Origin of the sequence: Pseudomonas sp. p106, assembly GCF_003936645.1 — a bacterium.
In the GTDB taxonomy this organism is placed as follows: domain Bacteria; phylum Pseudomonadota; class Gammaproteobacteria; order Pseudomonadales; family Pseudomonadaceae; genus Aquipseudomonas; species Aquipseudomonas putida_E.
In genome coordinates this window covers 23,254-39,724 of record NZ_RHQR01000018.1, presented here as the reverse complement: position 1 = coordinate 39,724, position 16,471 = coordinate 23,254, and the positions used below count along the sequence as shown (strand labels likewise).

The 16,471-nt window shown below is 63.4% G+C and carries 20 protein-coding genes; 16 read left to right on the top strand and 4 right to left on the bottom strand.

Annotated elements, in window-relative coordinates; translation table 11 throughout:
- From EGJ09_RS20500 to EGJ09_RS20445, 12 genes are all read left to right on the top strand, one after another.
- Window positions 1-306: cbb3-type cytochrome c oxidase subunit I (locus EGJ09_RS20500; RefSeq protein ID WP_177433174.1), on the top strand; the 306-nt coding region annotated here is incomplete at its 5' end.
- Window positions 306-914, top strand: a complete 609-nt coding sequence (ccoO, locus tag EGJ09_RS20495; RefSeq protein WP_046785292.1) for a cytochrome-c oxidase, cbb3-type subunit II — start codon at window positions 306-308, stop codon at window positions 912-914. The genes EGJ09_RS20500 and ccoO, both read left to right, overlap by 1 nt.
- A gap of 5 nt (window positions 915-919) precedes the next feature.
- On the top strand, window positions 920-1,117 hold the full coding sequence (locus EGJ09_RS20490) for a CcoQ/FixQ family Cbb3-type cytochrome c oxidase assembly chaperone (RefSeq protein ID WP_012315408.1): 198 nt from the start codon (window positions 920-922) through the stop codon (window positions 1,115-1,117).
- Window positions 1,114-2,094 (top strand): cytochrome-c oxidase, cbb3-type subunit III, encoded by a 981-nt coding sequence (gene ccoP / locus EGJ09_RS20485; protein ID WP_046785293.1) that lies wholly within the window; start codon window positions 1,114-1,116, stop codon window positions 2,092-2,094. The genes EGJ09_RS20490 and ccoP overlap by 4 nt, the downstream gene beginning before the upstream one ends.
- Window positions 2,095-2,370: 276 nt before the next feature.
- Complete coding sequence (gene ccoG / locus EGJ09_RS20480; protein WP_046785294.1) at window positions 2,371-3,786, top strand: cytochrome c oxidase accessory protein CcoG; 1,416 nt, start codon at window positions 2,371-2,373, stop codon at window positions 3,784-3,786.
- A gap of 15 nt (window positions 3,787-3,801) precedes the next feature.
- Window positions 3,802-4,329 (top strand): FixH family protein, encoded by a 528-nt coding sequence (locus tag EGJ09_RS20475; protein ID WP_046785426.1) that lies wholly within the window; start codon window positions 3,802-3,804, stop codon window positions 4,327-4,329.
- 191 nt (window positions 4,330-4,520) lie between these two features.
- Entirely contained in the window at window positions 4,521-6,965 is a 2,445-nt protein-coding gene (locus EGJ09_RS20470; protein WP_125924651.1) for a heavy metal translocating P-type ATPase, read from the top strand.
- 13 nt (window positions 6,966-6,978) lie between these two features.
- The gene (gene ccoS / locus EGJ09_RS20465; RefSeq protein ID WP_046785296.1) at window positions 6,979-7,191 is read left to right on the top strand and encodes a cbb3-type cytochrome oxidase assembly protein CcoS; all 213 of its coding nucleotides are present in this window, start codon (window positions 6,979-6,981) and stop codon (window positions 7,189-7,191) included.
- On the top strand, window positions 7,184-7,867 hold the full coding sequence (locus tag EGJ09_RS20460) for a sulfite exporter TauE/SafE family protein (protein ID WP_046785297.1): 684 nt from the start codon (window positions 7,184-7,186) through the stop codon (window positions 7,865-7,867). Before ccoS ends, EGJ09_RS20460 begins: the two co-directional genes overlap by 8 nt.
- A gap of 108 nt (window positions 7,868-7,975) precedes the next feature.
- The gene (gene hemN / locus EGJ09_RS20455) at window positions 7,976-9,358 is read left to right on the top strand and encodes an oxygen-independent coproporphyrinogen III oxidase (protein ID WP_125924650.1); all 1,383 of its coding nucleotides are present in this window, start codon (window positions 7,976-7,978) and stop codon (window positions 9,356-9,358) included.
- A 185-nt stretch (window positions 9,359-9,543) separates the two neighbouring features.
- Window positions 9,544-10,278, top strand: a complete 735-nt coding sequence (fnrA, locus tag EGJ09_RS20450; protein WP_012315416.1) for a Crp/Fnr family transcriptional regulator FnrA — start codon at window positions 9,544-9,546, stop codon at window positions 10,276-10,278.
- 55 nt (window positions 10,279-10,333) lie between these two features.
- The gene (locus tag EGJ09_RS20445) at window positions 10,334-10,882 is read left to right on the top strand and encodes an adenine phosphoribosyltransferase (RefSeq protein WP_003254303.1); all 549 of its coding nucleotides are present in this window, start codon (window positions 10,334-10,336) and stop codon (window positions 10,880-10,882) included.
- A 111-nt stretch (window positions 10,883-10,993) separates the two neighbouring features.
- Here the strand turns inward: EGJ09_RS20445 and recR are convergent, their stop codons facing one another.
- From recR to dnaX, 3 genes are all read right to left on the bottom strand, one after another.
- Entirely contained in the window at window positions 10,994-11,596 is a 603-nt protein-coding gene (gene recR / locus EGJ09_RS20440; RefSeq protein ID WP_012315417.1) for a recombination mediator RecR, read from the bottom strand.
- Window positions 11,597-11,800: 204 nt separating this feature from the next.
- Window positions 11,801-12,136 (bottom strand): YbaB/EbfC family nucleoid-associated protein, encoded by a 336-nt coding sequence (locus tag EGJ09_RS20435; RefSeq protein ID WP_012315418.1) that lies wholly within the window; start codon window positions 12,134-12,136, stop codon window positions 11,801-11,803.
- 63 nt (window positions 12,137-12,199) lie between these two features.
- Window positions 12,200-14,275 carry a DNA polymerase III subunit gamma/tau gene (gene dnaX, locus EGJ09_RS20430; RefSeq protein WP_125924649.1) on the bottom strand — a complete coding sequence of 692 codons (2,076 nt, stop codon included), beginning with the start codon at window positions 14,273-14,275 and terminating at the stop codon, window positions 12,200-12,202.
- Window positions 14,276-14,542: 267 nt separating this feature from the next.
- Between dnaX and EGJ09_RS20425 the strand changes: the two genes are divergently transcribed.
- Together EGJ09_RS20425 and EGJ09_RS20420 are read left to right on the top strand one after the other, a co-directional pair.
- On the top strand, window positions 14,543-14,737 hold the full coding sequence (locus EGJ09_RS20425; protein WP_020193510.1) for a hypothetical protein: 195 nt from the start codon (window positions 14,543-14,545) through the stop codon (window positions 14,735-14,737).
- A gap of 32 nt (window positions 14,738-14,769) precedes the next feature.
- Window positions 14,770-14,949, top strand: a complete 180-nt coding sequence (locus EGJ09_RS20420; RefSeq protein ID WP_115274244.1) for a hypothetical protein — start codon at window positions 14,770-14,772, stop codon at window positions 14,947-14,949.
- A 15-nt stretch (window positions 14,950-14,964) separates the two neighbouring features.
- On the opposite strand, the gene EGJ09_RS20415 is transcribed toward EGJ09_RS20420, so the two are convergent.
- A complete protein-coding gene (locus EGJ09_RS20415; RefSeq protein ID WP_115274243.1) occupies window positions 14,965-15,453 on the bottom strand; it encodes a DUF2938 domain-containing protein in 489 nt (162 codons plus the stop codon).
- Between the two features lie 82 nt (window positions 15,454-15,535).
- On the opposite strand from EGJ09_RS20415, the gene EGJ09_RS20410 reads away from it, so the two are divergent.
- Complete coding sequence (locus tag EGJ09_RS20410; RefSeq protein ID WP_115274242.1) at window positions 15,536-15,946, top strand: helix-turn-helix domain-containing protein; 411 nt, start codon at window positions 15,536-15,538, stop codon at window positions 15,944-15,946.
- A gap of 98 nt (window positions 15,947-16,044) precedes the next feature.
- Window positions 16,045-16,470, top strand: coding sequence for a hypothetical protein (locus EGJ09_RS20405; protein ID WP_125924648.1), 426 nt, complete (start codon window positions 16,045-16,047; stop codon window positions 16,468-16,470).
- Window position 16,471: the final 1 nt, after the last annotated feature.

Here is a 16,471-nt window from a genome sequence, read left to right as displayed (position 1 = left end):
GGCCTGATCAACGCGCACTTCTGGCTGGCGACCATCGGCACCGTGCTGTACATCGCCTCGATGTGGGTCAACGGCATCACCCAAGGCCTGATGTGGCGCGCCATCAACGATGACGGCACGCTGACTTACTCCTTCGTCGAAGCCCTGCAGGCCAGCCACCCGGGCTACATCGTCCGCGCACTGGGCGGTGCGTTCTTCGCCTCCGGCATGCTGCTGATGGCTTACAACGTGTTGCGCACCGTACGCGCCGCCAACCCGGCAGAAGCGGATGAAGCCGCCAAGATCGTCGTTGTGGGAGCCCACTGATGAAGCATGAAGCTGTCGAGAAGAACATCGGCCTGCTGGCCTTCTTCATGGTCATCGCCGTGAGCGTCGGTGGCCTCACCCAGATCGTCCCGCTGTTCTTCCAGGACGTCACCAACAAACCCGTCGAAGGCATGAAGCCGCGCACCGCGCTGGAAGTCGAAGGCCGTGACATCTACATCCGCGAAGGTTGCGTGGGCTGCCACTCGCAGATGATCCGGCCGTTCCGCGCCGAAACCGAGCGCTACGGCCACTACTCGGTGGCCGGTGAAAGCGTGTGGGACCACCCGTTCCTGTGGGGCTCCAAACGTACCGGCCCGGACCTGGCCCGCGTCGGTGGCCGCTACTCCGATGACTGGCACCGCGCACACCTGTACAACCCGCGCAACGTAGTGCCGGAGTCGAAGATGCCATCCTACCCGTGGCTGGTGGAGAACACGCTCGACGGCAAAGACACCGCGAAGAAGCTGGAAGTGCTGCGTACCCTGGGCACGCCGTACACCGATGCCGACATCGCCGGTGCCCGCGACGCGGTCAAGGGCAAGACCGAAATGGACGCACTGGTCGCGTACCTGCAAGGTCTTGGCACCATCATCAAAAGCAAACGGTGACGCTGATGGATATCGGGATGATTCGCGGCCTGGGCACCGTCGTGGTGATGGTGGCCTTCGTGGGCCTGGCGCTGTGGGTGTTCAACCCACGGCGCAAACAGGAGTTCGACGAGGCAACCCAACTGCCGTTCGCCGATGACCCCGAGGCCAAAACGCACGTCGAGCAAGCGCAAGCAAAAGCTTCTGGGAGCAAACAACAATGACAACCTTCTGGAGTCTGTACGTCACCGTCCTGACCCTGGGCACCATCTTCGCGTTGACCTGGCTACTGCTGTCGACCCGCAAGGGCCAGCGCGAAGAGGTCACCGACGAAACCGTCGGGCATGCCTTCGATGGCATCGAGGAATACGACAACCCCCTGCCCAAATGGTGGTTCTGGCTGTTCGTCGGCACCATCATTTTCGCCCTCGGCTACCTGGTGCTGTACCCGGGCCTGGGCAACTGGAAAGGCGTGCTGCCTGGGTATTCGTACCTGGATAACGACAAGCAGACCGAGTTCACCAACGGTCAGCCCGGCTGGACCGGCGTGCACGAGTGGGAAAAAGAAATGGCCAAGGCCGATGCCCGCTTCGGGCCAATCTTCGCCAAGTATGCGGCCATGCCTATCGAAGAAGTGGCCAGGCAGCCGCAAGCGCTGAAGATGGGCGCGCGGCTGTTTGCGTCCAACTGCTCGGTGTGCCACGGCTCCGACGCCAAGGGCGCCTACGGCTTCCCCAACCTCACCGACAACGACTGGCGCTGGGGCGGCGAGCCGGAAACCATCAAGGCCAGCATCATGGGCGGCCGCCATGGCGTGATGCCGGCGTGGGCGGAGGTGATCGGCGAGCAAGGCGTGGCCGACGTGTCAGCCTTCGTGATCAGCAAGCTCGATGGTCGCAGCCTGCCTGAAGGCGCCAAGGCCGATGTCGAGAACGGGCAGAAGATCTTCGCCGCCAACTGCGTGGCGTGCCATGGCCCTGAAGGCAAAGGCACACCCGCCATGGGCGCGCCGAACCTGACCCACCCGCAGGCGTTCATCTACGGTTCGAGCTTCGCTCAGTTGCAACAGACCATCCGTTATGGTCGCCAGGGGCAGATGCCGGCGCAGGAGCAACTGCAGGGCAATGACAAAGTTCACCTGCTGGCGGCTTATGTGTACAGCCTGTCGCATCAGGAGCAGGAGCCTGAAAAGGCCGAGTGATGCCTGCACTGGCCTATCGCCGGCAAGCCGGCCCCCGCCCCGCGTGGGAGCCGGCTTGCCGGCGATAGGGCCGGTAGATTCAGCGCTAGATGACCTGGATCAATTGACACCCGCCTTAACACGATCAACACCCCGAACCCAACGCGACTAAAGGTCGCAGAGCGACCCCGGCGTGCCATCAGCGGCGTATCATGGGGCGCAGCGCTAGCAGAATGCGCGAGACTGCGGCCGGCACGCACTGGCCGCGGCATTTCTCCACTGCCGTGGGACTTGATGATGAGCAAGCAAATTCCGGTACATGACGTTACCCCGCCTGCCAGCAAAGGGAAGGATTCCGTCGACCTCTACGCCTCTCGCGAGAAAATCTACACCCGCGCCTTCACCGGCCTGTTCCGCAGGTTGCGGATGGTCGGCGGGGCAGCGCTGTTCCTTTTGTACTTTGGCACTGTCTGGCTGAACTGGGGCGGCCATCAGGCCGTCTGGTGGAACCTGCCCGAGCGCAAGTTCTACATCTTCGGCACCACCATCTGGCCGCAAGACTTCATCCTGCTCTCGGGCATCCTCATCGTCGCCGCCTTTGGCCTGTTCTTCGTTACCGTGTATGCCGGCCGCGTATGGTGCGGCTACACCTGCCCGCAAAGCGTGTGGACGTGGATCTTCATGTGGTGCGAAAAGGTCACCGAAGGCGACCGTAATCAGCGCATGAAGCTTGACCGGGCCCCGATGAGCGCCAACAAGTTCCTGCGCAAGTTCACCAAGCACAGCCTGTGGCTGCTGATCGGCTTCGTCACCGGCATGACCTTCGTCGGCTACTTCTCGCCGATTCGCGAACTGGCCATCGAATTCTTCACCGGCCAGGCCGATGGCTGGGCCTACTTCTGGGTCGGCTTCTTCACCCTGGCCACCTACGGCAACGCCGGCTGGCTGCGCGAGCAAGTGTGCGTGTACATGTGCCCCTACGCACGCTTCCAGAGCGTGATGTTCGACAAGGACACCCTGATCGTCTCCTACGACCCGCGCCGCGGTGAAACTCGCGGCCCGCGCAAGAAGGACACGGACTACAAGGCCCAGGGCCTGGGCGACTGCATCGACTGCACCATGTGCGTACAGGTCTGCCCCACCGGCATCGACATACGCGACGGGCTGCAGATCGAGTGCATCGGCTGCGCCGCCTGCATCGACGCGTGCGACAGCATCATGGACAAGATGAACTACCCCAAAGGCCTGATCAGCTACACCACCGAACACAACCTGTCGGGGCAGAAGACCCACATGCTGCGCCCAAGGCTGATCGGCTACGCACTGGTGCTGCTGGTGATGATCGGCGCCCTGGCCACCGCCTTCGCCACCCGCTCGCTGGTGGGCTTCGACGTCAGCAAGGACCGCGTGCTGTACCGCGAGAACGCCCAGGGGCGTATCGAGAACGTGTACAGCCTCAAGGTCATGAACAAGGACCAGCGTGATCACGTGTACGTGCTGGACGCCGCTGGCCTGCCTGACCTGCGGCTCGAAGGCCAGCGGGAAATCCGCGTGGCCGCCGGCGATATCGTCAGCCTGCCGGTGCAGTTGTCGGTCGCCCCCGAGAAGCTGCCCTCGACCACCAACGAAATCACCTTCACCCTCAAAAGCGCCGATGACAGCGCTGCCGAGGTCGAAGCCAAGAGCCGCTTCATCGGCCCACAGATCCGCTGAGAGAGAACGCGAACCATGCCTGCCGCCACCGCCACCAGCCCTTGGTACAAGCACCTCTGGCCCTGGATCATCATCGGCATCCTCACCACCTCGGTATGCCTGAGCCTGACCATGGTCAGCATCGCCGTGAACAACCCCGACAACCTGGTCAACGACAATTACTACGAGGCTGGCAAAGGCATCAACCGCTCGCTGGACCGTGAATTGCTGGCGCAGAACCTGGGCTTGAAGGCCAGCGTGCACCTGGACGAGCTGACGGGCGAAGTGGACCTGCGCCTGGCCGGCAGCAGCGACCCGCAGAGCCTGGAGCTGAACCTGATTTCACCTACCCAGCCAGAGAAGGACCGTAAGGTGCTGCTGAGCCGGGTCGAGGCAGGGCGCTATGTGGGGCAACTGGAAGACAAGGTGGACGGGCGCCGCTTTGTCGAGCTGCTGGGTAGCGAAAGCGGCCAGGTGTGGCGCTTGTTCGAGGAGGAAAAAGTGGCGCATGGTGTGACCTTGCAGTTGGGCGATGAAGCCATCCAGGGCGCTGAACACTTGTAGGAGCGGCCTTGTGTCGCGAAAGGGGCGCGAAGCGGCCCCAAATTTTGAGCTTCGCAGCATAGGTTGCTCAGCTTGGCAGCATAGGTTGCTGGGGCCGCTTCGCGCCCCTTTCCGACCGGTCCGGCGCCCCGGCAAGGCCGCTCCTACCGGGGAACGCGCCGGCCAGCCGATATATGTAAGGCAATGATGTGATGACCCAGCCCACCCCCTGCTACCACTGCGCCCTGCCCGTCCCCCCGGGCAGCCGCTTCACCGCCGTGGTCCTCGGCCAGCCCCGGCAGTTCTGCTGTCCCGGCTGCCAGGCAGTGGCCGAGTCGATCGTCGCCGGCGGGCTGGAACACTACTACCAGCACCGCAGCGACAATAGCGCCAACCCCGAAGCCCTGCCCAAGCAGTTGCAGGACGAACTGGCCCTGTACGACCGCAGCGACGTGCAACAGACCTTCGTCCGCCACCAGGGCGAGCTGGCCGAAACCACCCTGCTGGTCGAAGGCATCAGCTGCGCCGCCTGCGGCTGGTTGATCGAAAAGCACTTGCGCAACCTGCCCGGCGTGGCCGACGCACGCCTTAACCTGTCCAACCATCGCCTGCTGCTCAGTTGGGAAGACCAACGCCTGCCGCTCTCGCGATTGTTGGCCGAGCTGCGCCAGATCGGCTACGCCGCCCACCCCTACCAGCCAGACCAGGCCGCCGAGCAACTGGCCCGCGAAAACCGCAGCGCCCTGCGCAGGCTGGGCGTGGCCGGGCTGCTGTGGTTCCAGGCGATGATGGCGACCATGGCCACCTGGCCGGAATTCAACATCGACCTGTCGCCCGAGCTGCACACCATCCTGCGCTGGGTGGCGCTGTTTCTCACCATCCCGATCGTGTTCTACAGTTGCGCGCCCTTCTTCAAAGGGGCCGCACGCGACCTGCGCACCCGCCACCTGACCATGGACGTGTCGGTATCGCTGGCCATCGCCCTGGCCTTTGGTGCCGGGATCTGGACGGCCATCACCGGCAGTGGCGAACTGTATTTCGACACCGTGGGCATGTTCGCACTGTTTCTGCTCACCGGCCGCTACCTTGAACGCCGCGCCCGCGAGCGTACGGCAGCGGCCACCGCGCAACTGGTCAACCTGCTACCGGCCTCTTGCCTGCGCCTGGACAGCCTTGGCCGCAGCGAGCGCATCCTGCTCAGCGAACTGCAACGCGGCGACACCGTGCAGGTGTTGCCCGGCGCAGTGATCCCGGCTGACGGGCGCATTGTCGAAGGCCGCTCCAGCGTCGACGAGTCGCTGCTGACCGGTGAGTACCTGCCGCAACCGCGGCGGGCCGGCGACCGGGTCACCGGCGGCACCCTGAATGTCGAAAGCACGCTGAACGTAGAAATCGAAGCCCTTGGCCAGGAGTCGCGACTGTCGGCCATCGTCCGCCTGCTGGAACGCGCGCAGACGGAAAAGCCACGCCTGGCGCAGATTGCCGACCGCGCATCGCAATGGTTCCTGCTGTTCACGCTGGTGGCCGCCATCGTCATAGGCCTGTGGTGGTGGCACCTGGACCCGACACGGGCGTTCTGGATTGTCCTGGCCATGCTGGTAGCCACCTGCCCATGCGCGCTCTCGCTCGCCACCCCTACTGCACTGACCGCCGCCACCGGTACGCTGCACAAGCTCGGCCTGCTGGTCACCCGCGGCCATGTACTGGAAGGCCTCAACCAGATCGACACGGTCATTTTCGACAAAACCGGCACGCTCACCGAGGGCCGCCTGACGCTGCGCAGCATTCGCCCGCTGGGCGCGGTGGCCGCCGACCGCTGCCTGGCCCTTGCCGCCGCCCTGGAAAACCGCTCCGAGCACCCCATCGCCCGCGCCTTCGGTCGCAATGCCGAGCCTGCGGAGGATGTGCAAACGGTACCTGGGCTGGGCCTGGAAGGGCTGGTCGGCGGGCAACGCCTGCGCATCGGCCAGCCCACGTTCGTTTGCGCCCTCAGCGGCGCCGAAATCCCGACTGTCGCGGAGCCCCGCGGCCAATGGCTGCTGCTGGGTGATCGCCAAGGCCCGCTGGCCTGGTTCGGCCTGGACGACCGCCTGCGCGAGGACGCCCCTGCCCTGCTGGCGGCCTGCAAGGCGCGTGGCTGGCGTACCCTGCTGCTGTCGGGCGACAGCTCGCCCATGGTCGCCGAAGTAGCCGCCCAACTGGGTATCGATCAGGCCATCGGCGGCCTGCGCCCGGACGACAAGCTGGACCGGCTCAAGGCTCTGCAGGCTTCAGGACGCAAGGTGCTGATGCTGGGTGACGGGGTCAACGATGTGCCGGTGCTGGCCGCCGCCGATATCAGCATTGCCATGGGCAGTGCCACCGACCTTGCCAAGACCAGTGCCGATGCAGTGCTGTTGAGCAACCGCCTGCAAGCGCTGGTACACGCCTTCGACCTGGCCCGCCGCACCCGCCGCAACATCCTCGAGAACCTGCTTTGGGCGACCCTGTATAATGGCCTCATGCTGCCGTTTGCCGCGCTCGGCTGGATCACCCCGGTATGGGCCGCCGTCGGCATGTCGGTCAGCTCGCTGATCGTGGTCCTCAATGCCCTGCGCCTGACCCGGCTGCCGGGCGTGGCGGCCACCGCCAGCGCCCCACAACCTGCCATTGCCTGATCAGGAGCCGCCCATGCCAGCCCTCTATGTCATGATCCCGGCCGCCCTGCTGCTCGTCGGCGTCGCCGTGTACATCTTTTTCTGGGCGGTGGACAGCGGCCAGTACGACGACCTTGAAAGCCCTGCCCACAGCATCCTGTTCGACGACCAGGACCCACGCCACCAGGCTGCTGTCAAACAAGAGCCCGACGAGCCGCAAGACAAGGACCAACCACCCCGTGCCTGACCTGCTTCCCCTGCTCGGCTCCGCGCTGGTCCTCGGCCTGCTCGGCGGCGGCCACTGCCTGGGCATGTGCGGCGGCCTGATGGGCGCATTGACCCTGGCGATCCCGCCGGAGCAACGGGGCCGGCGCCTGCGCCTGCTGCTGGCGTACAACCTTGGGCGGGTCCTCAGTTATGCCTGCGCCGGCCTGCTGCTGGGCCTGGCCGGCTGGGCGGTAGCCAGCAGCCCTGCCGCCCTGGCACTGCGGGTGGTGGCCGCGTTGCTGCTGATCGCCATGGGCTTGTACCTGGCGGGCTGGTGGAGCGGGCTGACACGCATCGAAGCACTGGGCAGAGGGCTTTGGCGGCATATCCAGCCAGTGGCCTCGCGCCTGTTGCCGGTCTCCAGCCTGCCCCGGGCCCTGCTGCTTGGCGCGCTGTGGGGCTGGTTACCGTGCGGGCTGGTTTACAGCACCTTGCTGTGGGCAGCCAGCCAGGGCAATGCGGGGTATAGCGCGGCGCTGATGCTGGCGTTCGGGCTGGGTACCTGGCCGGTGCTGCTGGCTACGGGGCTGGCGGCGGAGCGGGTCAACAGCCTGTTGCGCCGGCGTAGCGTGCGCATGGCAGGAGGACTGCTGGTCATCCTGTTCGGCCTGTGGACACTGCCGGGGCCGCACCAGCATTGGCTGATGGGGCACTGACAGGCGCTGCTGCGCAGCGGCCCCCTAGCTCTTGATACAAATCAACACAGATTCCTACAGACGACCATAGACTCCGGGGCACTGCTGCTCATTCCGGGGACCGCCCACATGCTCGAAGATCTACGCTGGGATGCCGACCTGATCCGCCGCTACGATCTGGCCGGCCCACGCTACACCTCCTACCCGACCGCGGTGCAACTGCACAGCGAAGTCGGCTCGTTCGACCTGCTCCACGCCCTGCGCGAAAGCCGCCGGGCCGTGCGCCCGCTGTCTGTGTACGTACACGTGCCGTTCTGCGCCAACATCTGCTACTACTGCGCCTGCAACAAGGTGATCACCAAGGACCGTGGCCGAGCCGCACCCTACCTGCAGCGCCTGGAGCAGGAAATCCAGCTGATCGCCTGCCACCTGGACCCTAAACAGCGTGTTGAACAGCTGCATCTGGGCGGCGGCACGCCGACCTTCCTCAGCCATGTGGAACTGCGCCAGCTGATGGCCACCCTGCGCCAGCACTTCAACCTGCTGGACGATGATTCCGGCGACTACGGCATCGAACTGGACCCGCGCGAGGCCGACTGGTCGACCATGGGCCTATTGCGCGAACTTGGCTTCAACCGCGTGAGCCTCGGCGTGCAGGACCTGGACCCTGCGGTGCAGCGCGCGATCAACCGCCTGCAGAGCCTGGAACAGACCCGCACCCTGATCGAGGCGGCGCGCACCTTGCAGTTCCGCTCGGTCAACCTGGACCTGATCTACGGCCTGCCCAAGCAGACCCCGGAAGGCTTCGCCCGCACCGTCGAGGAAGTGATCCGCCTGCAGCCCGACCGCCTCTCGGTCTTCAACTATGCTCACCTGCCTGAGCGCTTCATGCCGCAACGCCGTATCGACAGCAACGACCTGCCGGCCCCGGCAGCCAAGCTGGAGATGCTCCGGGCCACCATCGAGCAGCTCACCGCCGCCGGCTATCGCTACATCGGCATGGACCACTTCGCCCTGCCCGACGACGAGCTGGCCGTCGCCCAGGAAGAAGGTACCCTGCAGCGCAACTTCCAGGGCTACACCACCCACGGCCACTGCGACCTGATCGGCCTGGGGGTTTCGGCAATCAGCCAGATCGGCGACCTGTACTGCCAGAACAGCAGCGACCTCAATACTTATCAGGACGCGCTGTCCGGCTCCCAGCTGGCAACCCAGCGCGGCCTGCTGTGCAATCACGATGACCGCCTGCGACGGGCAGTGATCCAGCAACTGATCTGCCACTTCGAGCTCGACTTCGAGCCGATCGAAAGCGCCTTCACCATCGATTTTCGGGCCTATTTCAACGATCTTTGGCCAGCGCTGCTGAACATGCAAAGGGACGGCCTGATCCGCCTCGACGAAAAGGGCATCCGCATCCTGCCGGCCGGGCGCCTGCTGGCCCGCTCGGTATGCATGGTGTTCGACGCGTATCTGGCGATGCACGACCGTCAGCGATTCTCGCGGGTGATCTAGCCAAGCGAATCGTTGACCGTGTGGACAAGCCCGCTTGCCAGGCACACTATGGGCAAGAACGGACCCCCGGCATGATGCAGCTGGGGTTCGGCCAAGGCGCATCATCCTCGCGCACACTGGCCTACACCCTATGCCGTAGGTTACCCTTACGACTTATGTGTGCTTTCCCACAAGGATCGATTCAAATGTCCGAGCCAGTCAAACTGCGCGCCCACGGCCAGGCCCATTGCAAGGATTGCAGCCTGGCCCCCCTGTGCCTGCCTCTTTCGCTCAACCTGGAAGACATGGATGCACTGGATGAAATCGTCAAACGCGGACGCCCGCTGAAAAAGGGCGAGTTCCTGTTCCGCCAGGGTGACAATTTCGGCTCGGTTTACGCCGTACGTTCCGGCGCCCTCAAGACGTTCAGCCTGAGCGACAGCGGCGAGGAGCAGATCACCGGCTTCCACCTGCCCAGCGAACTGGTCGGCCTGTCCGGCATGGACACTGAAGCCTACCCGGTCTCGGCCCAGGCGCAGGAAACCACCTCGGTGTGCGAAATCCCGTTCGAGCGCCTCGATGAGCTGTCGGTGCAACTACCCCAGCTGCGCCGCCAGCTGATGCGGGTGATGAGCCGTGAAATCCGCGACGACCAGCAAATGATGCTGCTGCTGTCGAAAAAGACCGCCGATGAGCGCATTGCCACCTTCCTGGTCAACCTGTCGGCACGCTTCCGCGCCCGCGGCTATTCGGCCAACCAGTTCCGCCTGAGCATGTCGCGCAACGAAATCGGCAATTACCTGGGCCTGGCCGTTGAAACCGTGTCGCGGGTGTTCACCCGCTTCCAGCAGAACGGCCTGCTGCGCGCCGAGGGCAAGGAAGTGCACATCCTCGACCCGATCCAGCTGTGTGCGCTGGCCGGTGGTGCGATGGAGGCCTGAAAGCCTGCTTGAAAAAGGTATACTGGCGCATTCGTTTTTCAGGATACCTGCAACAATGCACAGCGAAGCCTTCGACCTCAAAGCCCTGATCCGCCCGGTAGTGGACTTCCCCAAGCCGGGTGTGATCTTCCGCGACATCACCCCGCTGTTCCAGTCGCCACGCGGGCTGCGTTATGTCGCCGACCAGTTCATCGAACGCTATGTCGAGGCGGAGTTCAGCCACATCGGCGCCATGGATGCCCGGGGCTTTCTGATCGGCTCGATCATCGCCCACCAGTTGAACAAGCCGCTGATCCTGTTCCGCAAGCAAGGCAAACTGCCGGCTGACGTGCTGTCGGAGGGTTACCAGACCGAGTACGGTGAAGCCTTCCTGGAAGTGCATGCCGACAGCCTGTGCGAAGGCGATTCGGTGCTGATCTTCGATGACCTGATCGCCACCGGCGGCACCCTGCTGGCCGCAGCCAACCTGGTGCGCCGCACCGGTGCACAGGTGTTCGAGGCGGCGGCGATCATCGACCTGCCTGAGCTGGACGGTTCGCGCCGGCTGCAGGCGGCGGGTGTGCCGACCTTCTGCCTGACCGAGTTTTCGCTGAGCGAGTACTGAGTGATTCTTGGGGTGCTTTGCACCCCTTTCGCGACACAAGGCCGCCCCTACAGGGGACCGCGTACGGCCTTATGTCGCGAAAGGGCCGCACAGCGGCCCCAGCAATTCAAATCAAAGGGAAATCGGCTTACGCCCCGCGAAGGCATGCGCCAGGGTGCCGCCATCGACCAGTTCCAGCTCGCCGCCCAGCGGCACGCCGTGGGCAATCCGCGAGGCTACCAGCCCCTTCTCGGCCAGCAACTGCGCGATGTAATGTGCTGTCGCCTCCCCTTCCACGGTCGGGTTGGTGGCCAGGATCACCTCGGTAAAGCTGCCCTGCTCTTCGATTCGCGCCATCAGCTGCGGCACGCCAATAGCATCAGGCCCCAGGCCATCAAGCGGCGACAGATGCCCCTTGAGCACGAAGTAGCGACCGCGATAGCCGGTCTGCTCCACCGCATACACATCCATCGGCCCCTCCACCACGCACAGCTGGGTATCGTCGCGGCGCGTATCAGCGCATTGCGGGCACAACTCCTGCTCGGTCAAGGTGCGACACTGGCGGCAATGGCCAACCCCTTCCATGGCCAGGCTAAGCGCCTGGGCCAGGCGCACACCACCGCTGCGGTCGCGTTCCAGCAACTGCAGGGCCATGCGCTGGGCGGTTTTCTGGCCGACGCCCGGCAGCGTGCGCAGGGCGTCTATCAGTTGGCGGATAAGGGGGCTGAAGCTCATGGGAAAGGCCTGATAATTCTATGAGAGGCGGTTTATACCGGCGCAGCCTGACAGCGTCAAATCTCGCCTATCACAAGCGGCGCTCGATCCAAAGGCCGCCAGAACATCCAGGCATGCGCCCGGCAGCATCAGCAACGACCTGCAAACAACACCACAAAAAAAGCCGCCCTGGAACCCAGCGGCGGCTTTGCAACTGCAAATGCCTTAGAACGGCATCTTGAAGCCCGGCGGCAGCTGCATGCCTGCAGTCATGCCACCCATTTTTTCCTGGCTGCTCTGCTCGACCTTACGTACGGCATCGTTCAGTGCAGCAGCAATCAGGTCTTCGAGCACTTCCTTGTCGTCTTCTTCAGTCGACATCAGGCTTTGATCGATGCTGACGCGCTTGACGTCATGACGGCCGGTCATCACCACGCTGACCAGGCCGCCACCAGACTGGCCCGTCACTTCGGCGTTGGCCAGCTCTTCCTGCATCTTGGCCATTTTTTCCTGCATCTGCTGGGCCTGCTTCATCAGGCCGGCCATGCCACCTTTCATCATGGGGGTATACCTCGATTGGGTCGTGTGATGCAGCCCGCCGCAGGCCGGCCGCATGGTTATCCGTTACTGACCCTGACTGACCAGGGCTTCTACAGGTTCAATAGTATCCTGCCGCACGGTCGCACCGAACTGCTTGATCATCTGCTGGATCAACGGATCCTGCTCGATCGACGCCACGGCGTCCTGCTGGCGCTCGGCACGCTTGCGCGAGGCTGCCTGGGCCGGGGTTTCCTGCTCGGGCAGGATAAGCTCGATGCGCAGGTTCAGCGTGCGCCCCAGGTGCTGGTTGAGCGCTTCATTCAGCCGGCGTTGCTGGGTGGCGTTGAACAAGGCGCCCTGACCCGGGTCAAGGTGCAGCAGCCAGTCGTCACCGTCTGCAGCCATCAGCGTACAGTTTGCGGCGATGTTGCCTGTCATCCCGGACACAGGCAACTGTGGGAATAATTCCAGCCATTGCAGGGCCAGCCCGGTGGCGGGCTTGGCGGCCGGCAGCGGCTCGGGCGCAGCGATGGGGGCCTCTTCCTGAACGTGCTCGACCAGCTCGTCCAGATAGCTGAAGCCCACCGGCTCGGTTTCGCCGCCATAGTAGTCCTCATCCATCGGTGGCTCGTCATCACGCTCCATGCCCGCCGAGGCGTAGGCAGACGGATCGAATGGCGGCTCGTCATAGGCCGGCTGGGCATCTTGCGGCTCAGCGACTGGGGGCTGGGGCGCGGCAGCCGGCGCAGGCGCAGGCTCCGGCTCAACGGCAACGGGAGCAGGCTTGGCAGCAGGCTCCTCCCAGGGCAGGTCGATGACTTCCTCTTCCGGTGCCGGCTCGGGCTCGGGCTCGGCCAGCTCGGCCTTGGGCTCAGGTTGTGGTGGCGCAGCCGACATTGCCTCGACGGCAGCCGCAGGCTCGGCTTGCGGGGCCGCAACCACTGCAGCGGGTGCTGCGGCAGCAACGACAGGCGCGTCGGGGACCACCGTGGGCGCTGCCACCGGGGTTGCAGGATCAGCTGTGGCCTGGCTGATCCCCACCGGCTTTAGTACCGGTTTCGGCGCATCGTCGCTATCGGCCGGTCGGAACGCCAGCATCCGCAGCAGGACCATTTCGAAACCGCCCCGCGGGTCGGGTGCCAAGGGCAGGTCGCGTCGGCCAATCAGGCCCATCTGGTAATAGAACTGCACATCTTCGGCAGGCAAGGCCGACGCCAGCGCCAGCACTCGGTCGCGATCACCCTGACCATTGTCCACCGCCTCGGGCAGCGCCTGGGCAATGGCGACCCGGTGCAACACATTGAGCATTTCGGCCAGCACGCCACTCCAGTCCGGCCCCTGCTCGGCGAGGTTGCGCACCGCCTCCAGCAGCGCCCGCGCATCCCCTTCCAGCAGCGCCTGCAGCACACCGTAGACCTGGCCGTGATCGAGGCTGCCGAGCATGGCCCGCACATCGGCGGCCAACACCCTGCCCTCGCCGAACGCGATCGCCTGGTCGGTGAGGCTCATGGCATCACGCATCGAACCATCGGCAGCGCGGCCCAGCAGCCACAGGGCATCAGGCTCGAACGGAACGTTCTCGGCCTCCAGGACATGACTCAGGTGTTCGACCACCCGCTCCGGGCTCATGTTCTTCAGCGAGAACTGCAAGCAGCGCGACAGGATGGTGGCCGGCAGCTTTTGCGGGTCGGTGGTGGCGAGGATGAACTTGACGTAGGGCGGCGGCTCTTCCAGCGTCTTGAGCAAGGCGTTGAACGAGTGCGTGGACAGCATGTGCACTTCGTCGATCAGGTAGACCTTGAAGCGCCCGCGGCTGGGGGCGTACTGCACGTTGTCGAGCAGTTCGCGGGTGTCCTCGACCTTGGTGCGGCTGGCGGCGTCGATCTCGATCAGGTCGACGAAACGGCCTTCATCGATCTCCCGGCACACCGAACAGGTGCCACATGGCGTGGAGGTGATGCCGGTTTCGCAGTTCAGGCACTTGGCGATAATACGGGCGATGGTCGTCTTGCCCACGCCCCGGGTACCGGTGAACAGGTAGGCGTGGTGCAGGCGCTGATTGTCCAAGGCATTGATCAAGGCCTTCAGCACATGGGCCTGGCCGACCATTTCGCGGAACGAGCGCGGACGCCATTTACGTGCAAGAACCTGATAACTCATCGAAAAACCATCGTAGCCTGATCGAGCGGAAGATCGCTAATGCTAGCGGAGCGGGGCCGAAATTGCACCCTGCGCGCGTCGTCTCAGCGTTGAGGCAGGCGCGTTGTTCAGGGAGGGTACGCCTTTGCAAAATTTGCTGGCCCTCACGATCTTGAGCGAAATTGGACTACAACACTCGCTGCAAGACGGCAGTTTCGCCCCCAACCCAAACCGCACACAATCATGCACGACCCCTGGCACCTTCGCCGCAACAGAATAGACAACCCGATGCATCAGGATGATCGTGAACATCTCGAACTTGAGAAGTTACAAAATGAAGGCCGCAAGTTAAGGGCCGAGGCACAGAAATTTGTAGCAGAAGCGCGTAAGCTCAGGCAGGAGGCGTTCTGGTACCCAATCGCAACGGGTTCAGCAGTTGTCACGACCATCGTTGGCGTAATGGCACTGGCCAGCAAGCTCTGAGCTTCGATTAATCCAGCCACAAGGAGTAGCAAATGCACCACGCCGCCCAGGATCACAATAGGAGATCACTAAATGAAGCGGAAGCGTTCGCTGAAGAAATGCGCAACCTTAGAGCATCTTCGCCATGGACAGGTGTGCTCCTGTTTTACCTCGGCGCGATCTCTACGGGGGTATTGCTGATAGCAGGCATGCTGGTTTTGCGCTCGCTCTGATCCAACTCCCTGCCCTCACACTAACGCAAGCAAACCCGCACTCAAGAACAACCCTACACCAAACACAAAATGCGTGATCAGGCTCTTCAGGCAATTACGCGCTGGCGCAGGCGTTCTGGACGCAAAGAAACCCGCGCCCATCGCCGGCTGCATAAAGCACAAAGGCGCCACGACGGTAACCACACCTATTACCACTGCAGGCAGTAAGGTAGGCGCCAGCAACCAGCCCTCTCCCACCACCACAAGTAGAAACATCGCGAATAGCACACCGATGGCGTAATGAATCCCCCACCCCAACGCCAGCTCATGCCGCACCGGGTCCGCCTTGGCAATCGCTTGATGCCGCAGACGCCCATTCCGCAAATGCCCCGCCCAACGCCCGATCATGGCGAAATTCAGCGTTGCGATACCCAACCGCCTCAGCAGTAACCCCCACAGGTCCATCACTACAGTGGCACCTACGCCAATCGGCAATGCAGCTAGAAACATCGCAGTAAACGTCATTGAACAAGCTCTCGAAGGTTGACGGTCATTACCATGCCACGCAGCATAGAAGTTGAAGTCAACTTCAAGTCAAGGGCCCGAAATGGACATTGCCGACGTCGCCAAACGCACAGGCGTACCCGCATCGACACTGCGTTATTACGAGAAGAAAGGCTTACTCAAGTCACTGGCCGGACGCGGCCAGCGGCGACAGTTTGCAGCCGATGTTGCAGACAGGCTGGCACTGATCGCCCTGGGGCAGGCTGCGGGATTTTCTCTGGATGAAGTGGGGGCGATGCTGGTGGACCAGCAGGTCGATCGGCAGATGCTGGCGGCCAAGGCGGACGAACTGGATGCGCGAATCAGGCGGTTGCAAGCGATGAGCAAGGGATTGCGGCATGCGGCGCAGTGTCCTGAACAAGATCATCTGGCATGCCCGAAATTCCAGCGACTGATGAAGCTCTCGGCGGCGGGGCTCGGGAAAAGCAGGGGCTGCACTGCTTTAAAAAGATGATGGCACAATGATTCTAATGCGCCACTACCCAGTGTAAAGTTACGCGCCTCGACGCCCAGCCGTGCGCGAGTACAGCACTTACACTTAGGAAATGTTGCATGTCTACAATTAGAAATCTGACCGCTGCCGCCCTGATAGCGCTAACTACTGGTTGCGCTACCGGCCTCAATTCGGCCCAAGAGTCGGAACTTGCCAGCTACCGCGCCAAAAACCTCGCGGTGGAAGAAAAAAGCCCTGGGCTCGCTGCCGGCCTCGGCCTGCTTCCAGGGGGAGGTTCGTTCTATGGTCGCGCATACGGTTTTGGCGTCGTGAACCTGTTGTTCTGGCCTCTTTCCATTCTCTGGGACCCAGTGAGCGGGCATGACGCTGCAGAGTTCATCAACTACCAGGCCACCAAAGCTCACGTTGCAACGCTTAAGAAGCATGACATGGACGAGCTAGATGCCAAGCTGGAGTCCGACGCGATCGACCTCAAGCGGTACACGCTCGACAAACGCAGGATCGATGAAAAGTACAATCTGTAAG

What these genes read in the sequence shown, in the direction of transcription:
- ccoO (WP_046785292.1), top strand. Translation starts at nt 306, where the DNA reads ATGAAGCATGAAGCTGTCGAGAAGAACATCGGCCTGCTGGCCTTCTTC.
- EGJ09_RS20490 (WP_012315408.1), top strand. Translation starts at nt 920, where the DNA reads ATGGATATCGGGATGATTCGCGGCCTGGGCACCGTCGTGGTGATGGTG.
- ccoP (WP_046785293.1), top strand. Translation starts at nt 1,114, where the DNA reads ATGACAACCTTCTGGAGTCTGTACGTCACCGTCCTGACCCTGGGCACC.
- ccoG (WP_046785294.1), top strand. Translation starts at nt 2,371, where the DNA reads ATGAGCAAGCAAATTCCGGTACATGACGTTACCCCGCCTGCCAGCAAA.
- EGJ09_RS20475 (WP_046785426.1), top strand. Translation starts at nt 3,802, where the DNA reads ATGCCTGCCGCCACCGCCACCAGCCCTTGGTACAAGCACCTCTGGCCC.
- EGJ09_RS20470 (WP_125924651.1), top strand. Translation starts at nt 4,521, where the DNA reads ATGACCCAGCCCACCCCCTGCTACCACTGCGCCCTGCCCGTCCCCCCG.
- ccoS (WP_046785296.1), top strand. Translation starts at nt 6,979, where the DNA reads ATGCCAGCCCTCTATGTCATGATCCCGGCCGCCCTGCTGCTCGTCGGC.
- hemN (WP_125924650.1), top strand. Translation starts at nt 7,976, where the DNA reads ATGCTCGAAGATCTACGCTGGGATGCCGACCTGATCCGCCGCTACGAT.
- fnrA (WP_012315416.1), top strand. Translation starts at nt 9,544, where the DNA reads ATGTCCGAGCCAGTCAAACTGCGCGCCCACGGCCAGGCCCATTGCAAG.
- EGJ09_RS20445 (WP_003254303.1), top strand. Translation starts at nt 10,334, where the DNA reads ATGCACAGCGAAGCCTTCGACCTCAAAGCCCTGATCCGCCCGGTAGTG.
- recR (WP_012315417.1), bottom strand. Translation starts at nt 11,596, where the DNA reads ATGAGCTTCAGCCCCCTTATCCGCCAACTGATAGACGCCCTGCGCACG.
- EGJ09_RS20435 (WP_012315418.1), bottom strand. Translation starts at nt 12,136, where the DNA reads ATGATGAAAGGTGGCATGGCCGGCCTGATGAAGCAGGCCCAGCAGATG.
- dnaX (WP_125924649.1), bottom strand. Translation starts at nt 14,275, where the DNA reads ATGAGTTATCAGGTTCTTGCACGTAAATGGCGTCCGCGCTCGTTCCGC.
- EGJ09_RS20425 (WP_020193510.1), top strand. Translation starts at nt 14,543, where the DNA reads ATGCATCAGGATGATCGTGAACATCTCGAACTTGAGAAGTTACAAAAT.
- EGJ09_RS20420 (WP_115274244.1), top strand. Translation starts at nt 14,770, where the DNA reads ATGCACCACGCCGCCCAGGATCACAATAGGAGATCACTAAATGAAGCG.
- EGJ09_RS20415 (WP_115274243.1), bottom strand. Translation starts at nt 15,453, where the DNA reads ATGACGTTTACTGCGATGTTTCTAGCTGCATTGCCGATTGGCGTAGGT.
- EGJ09_RS20410 (WP_115274242.1), top strand. Translation starts at nt 15,536, where the DNA reads ATGGACATTGCCGACGTCGCCAAACGCACAGGCGTACCCGCATCGACA.
- EGJ09_RS20405 (WP_125924648.1), top strand. Translation starts at nt 16,045, where the DNA reads ATGTCTACAATTAGAAATCTGACCGCTGCCGCCCTGATAGCGCTAACT.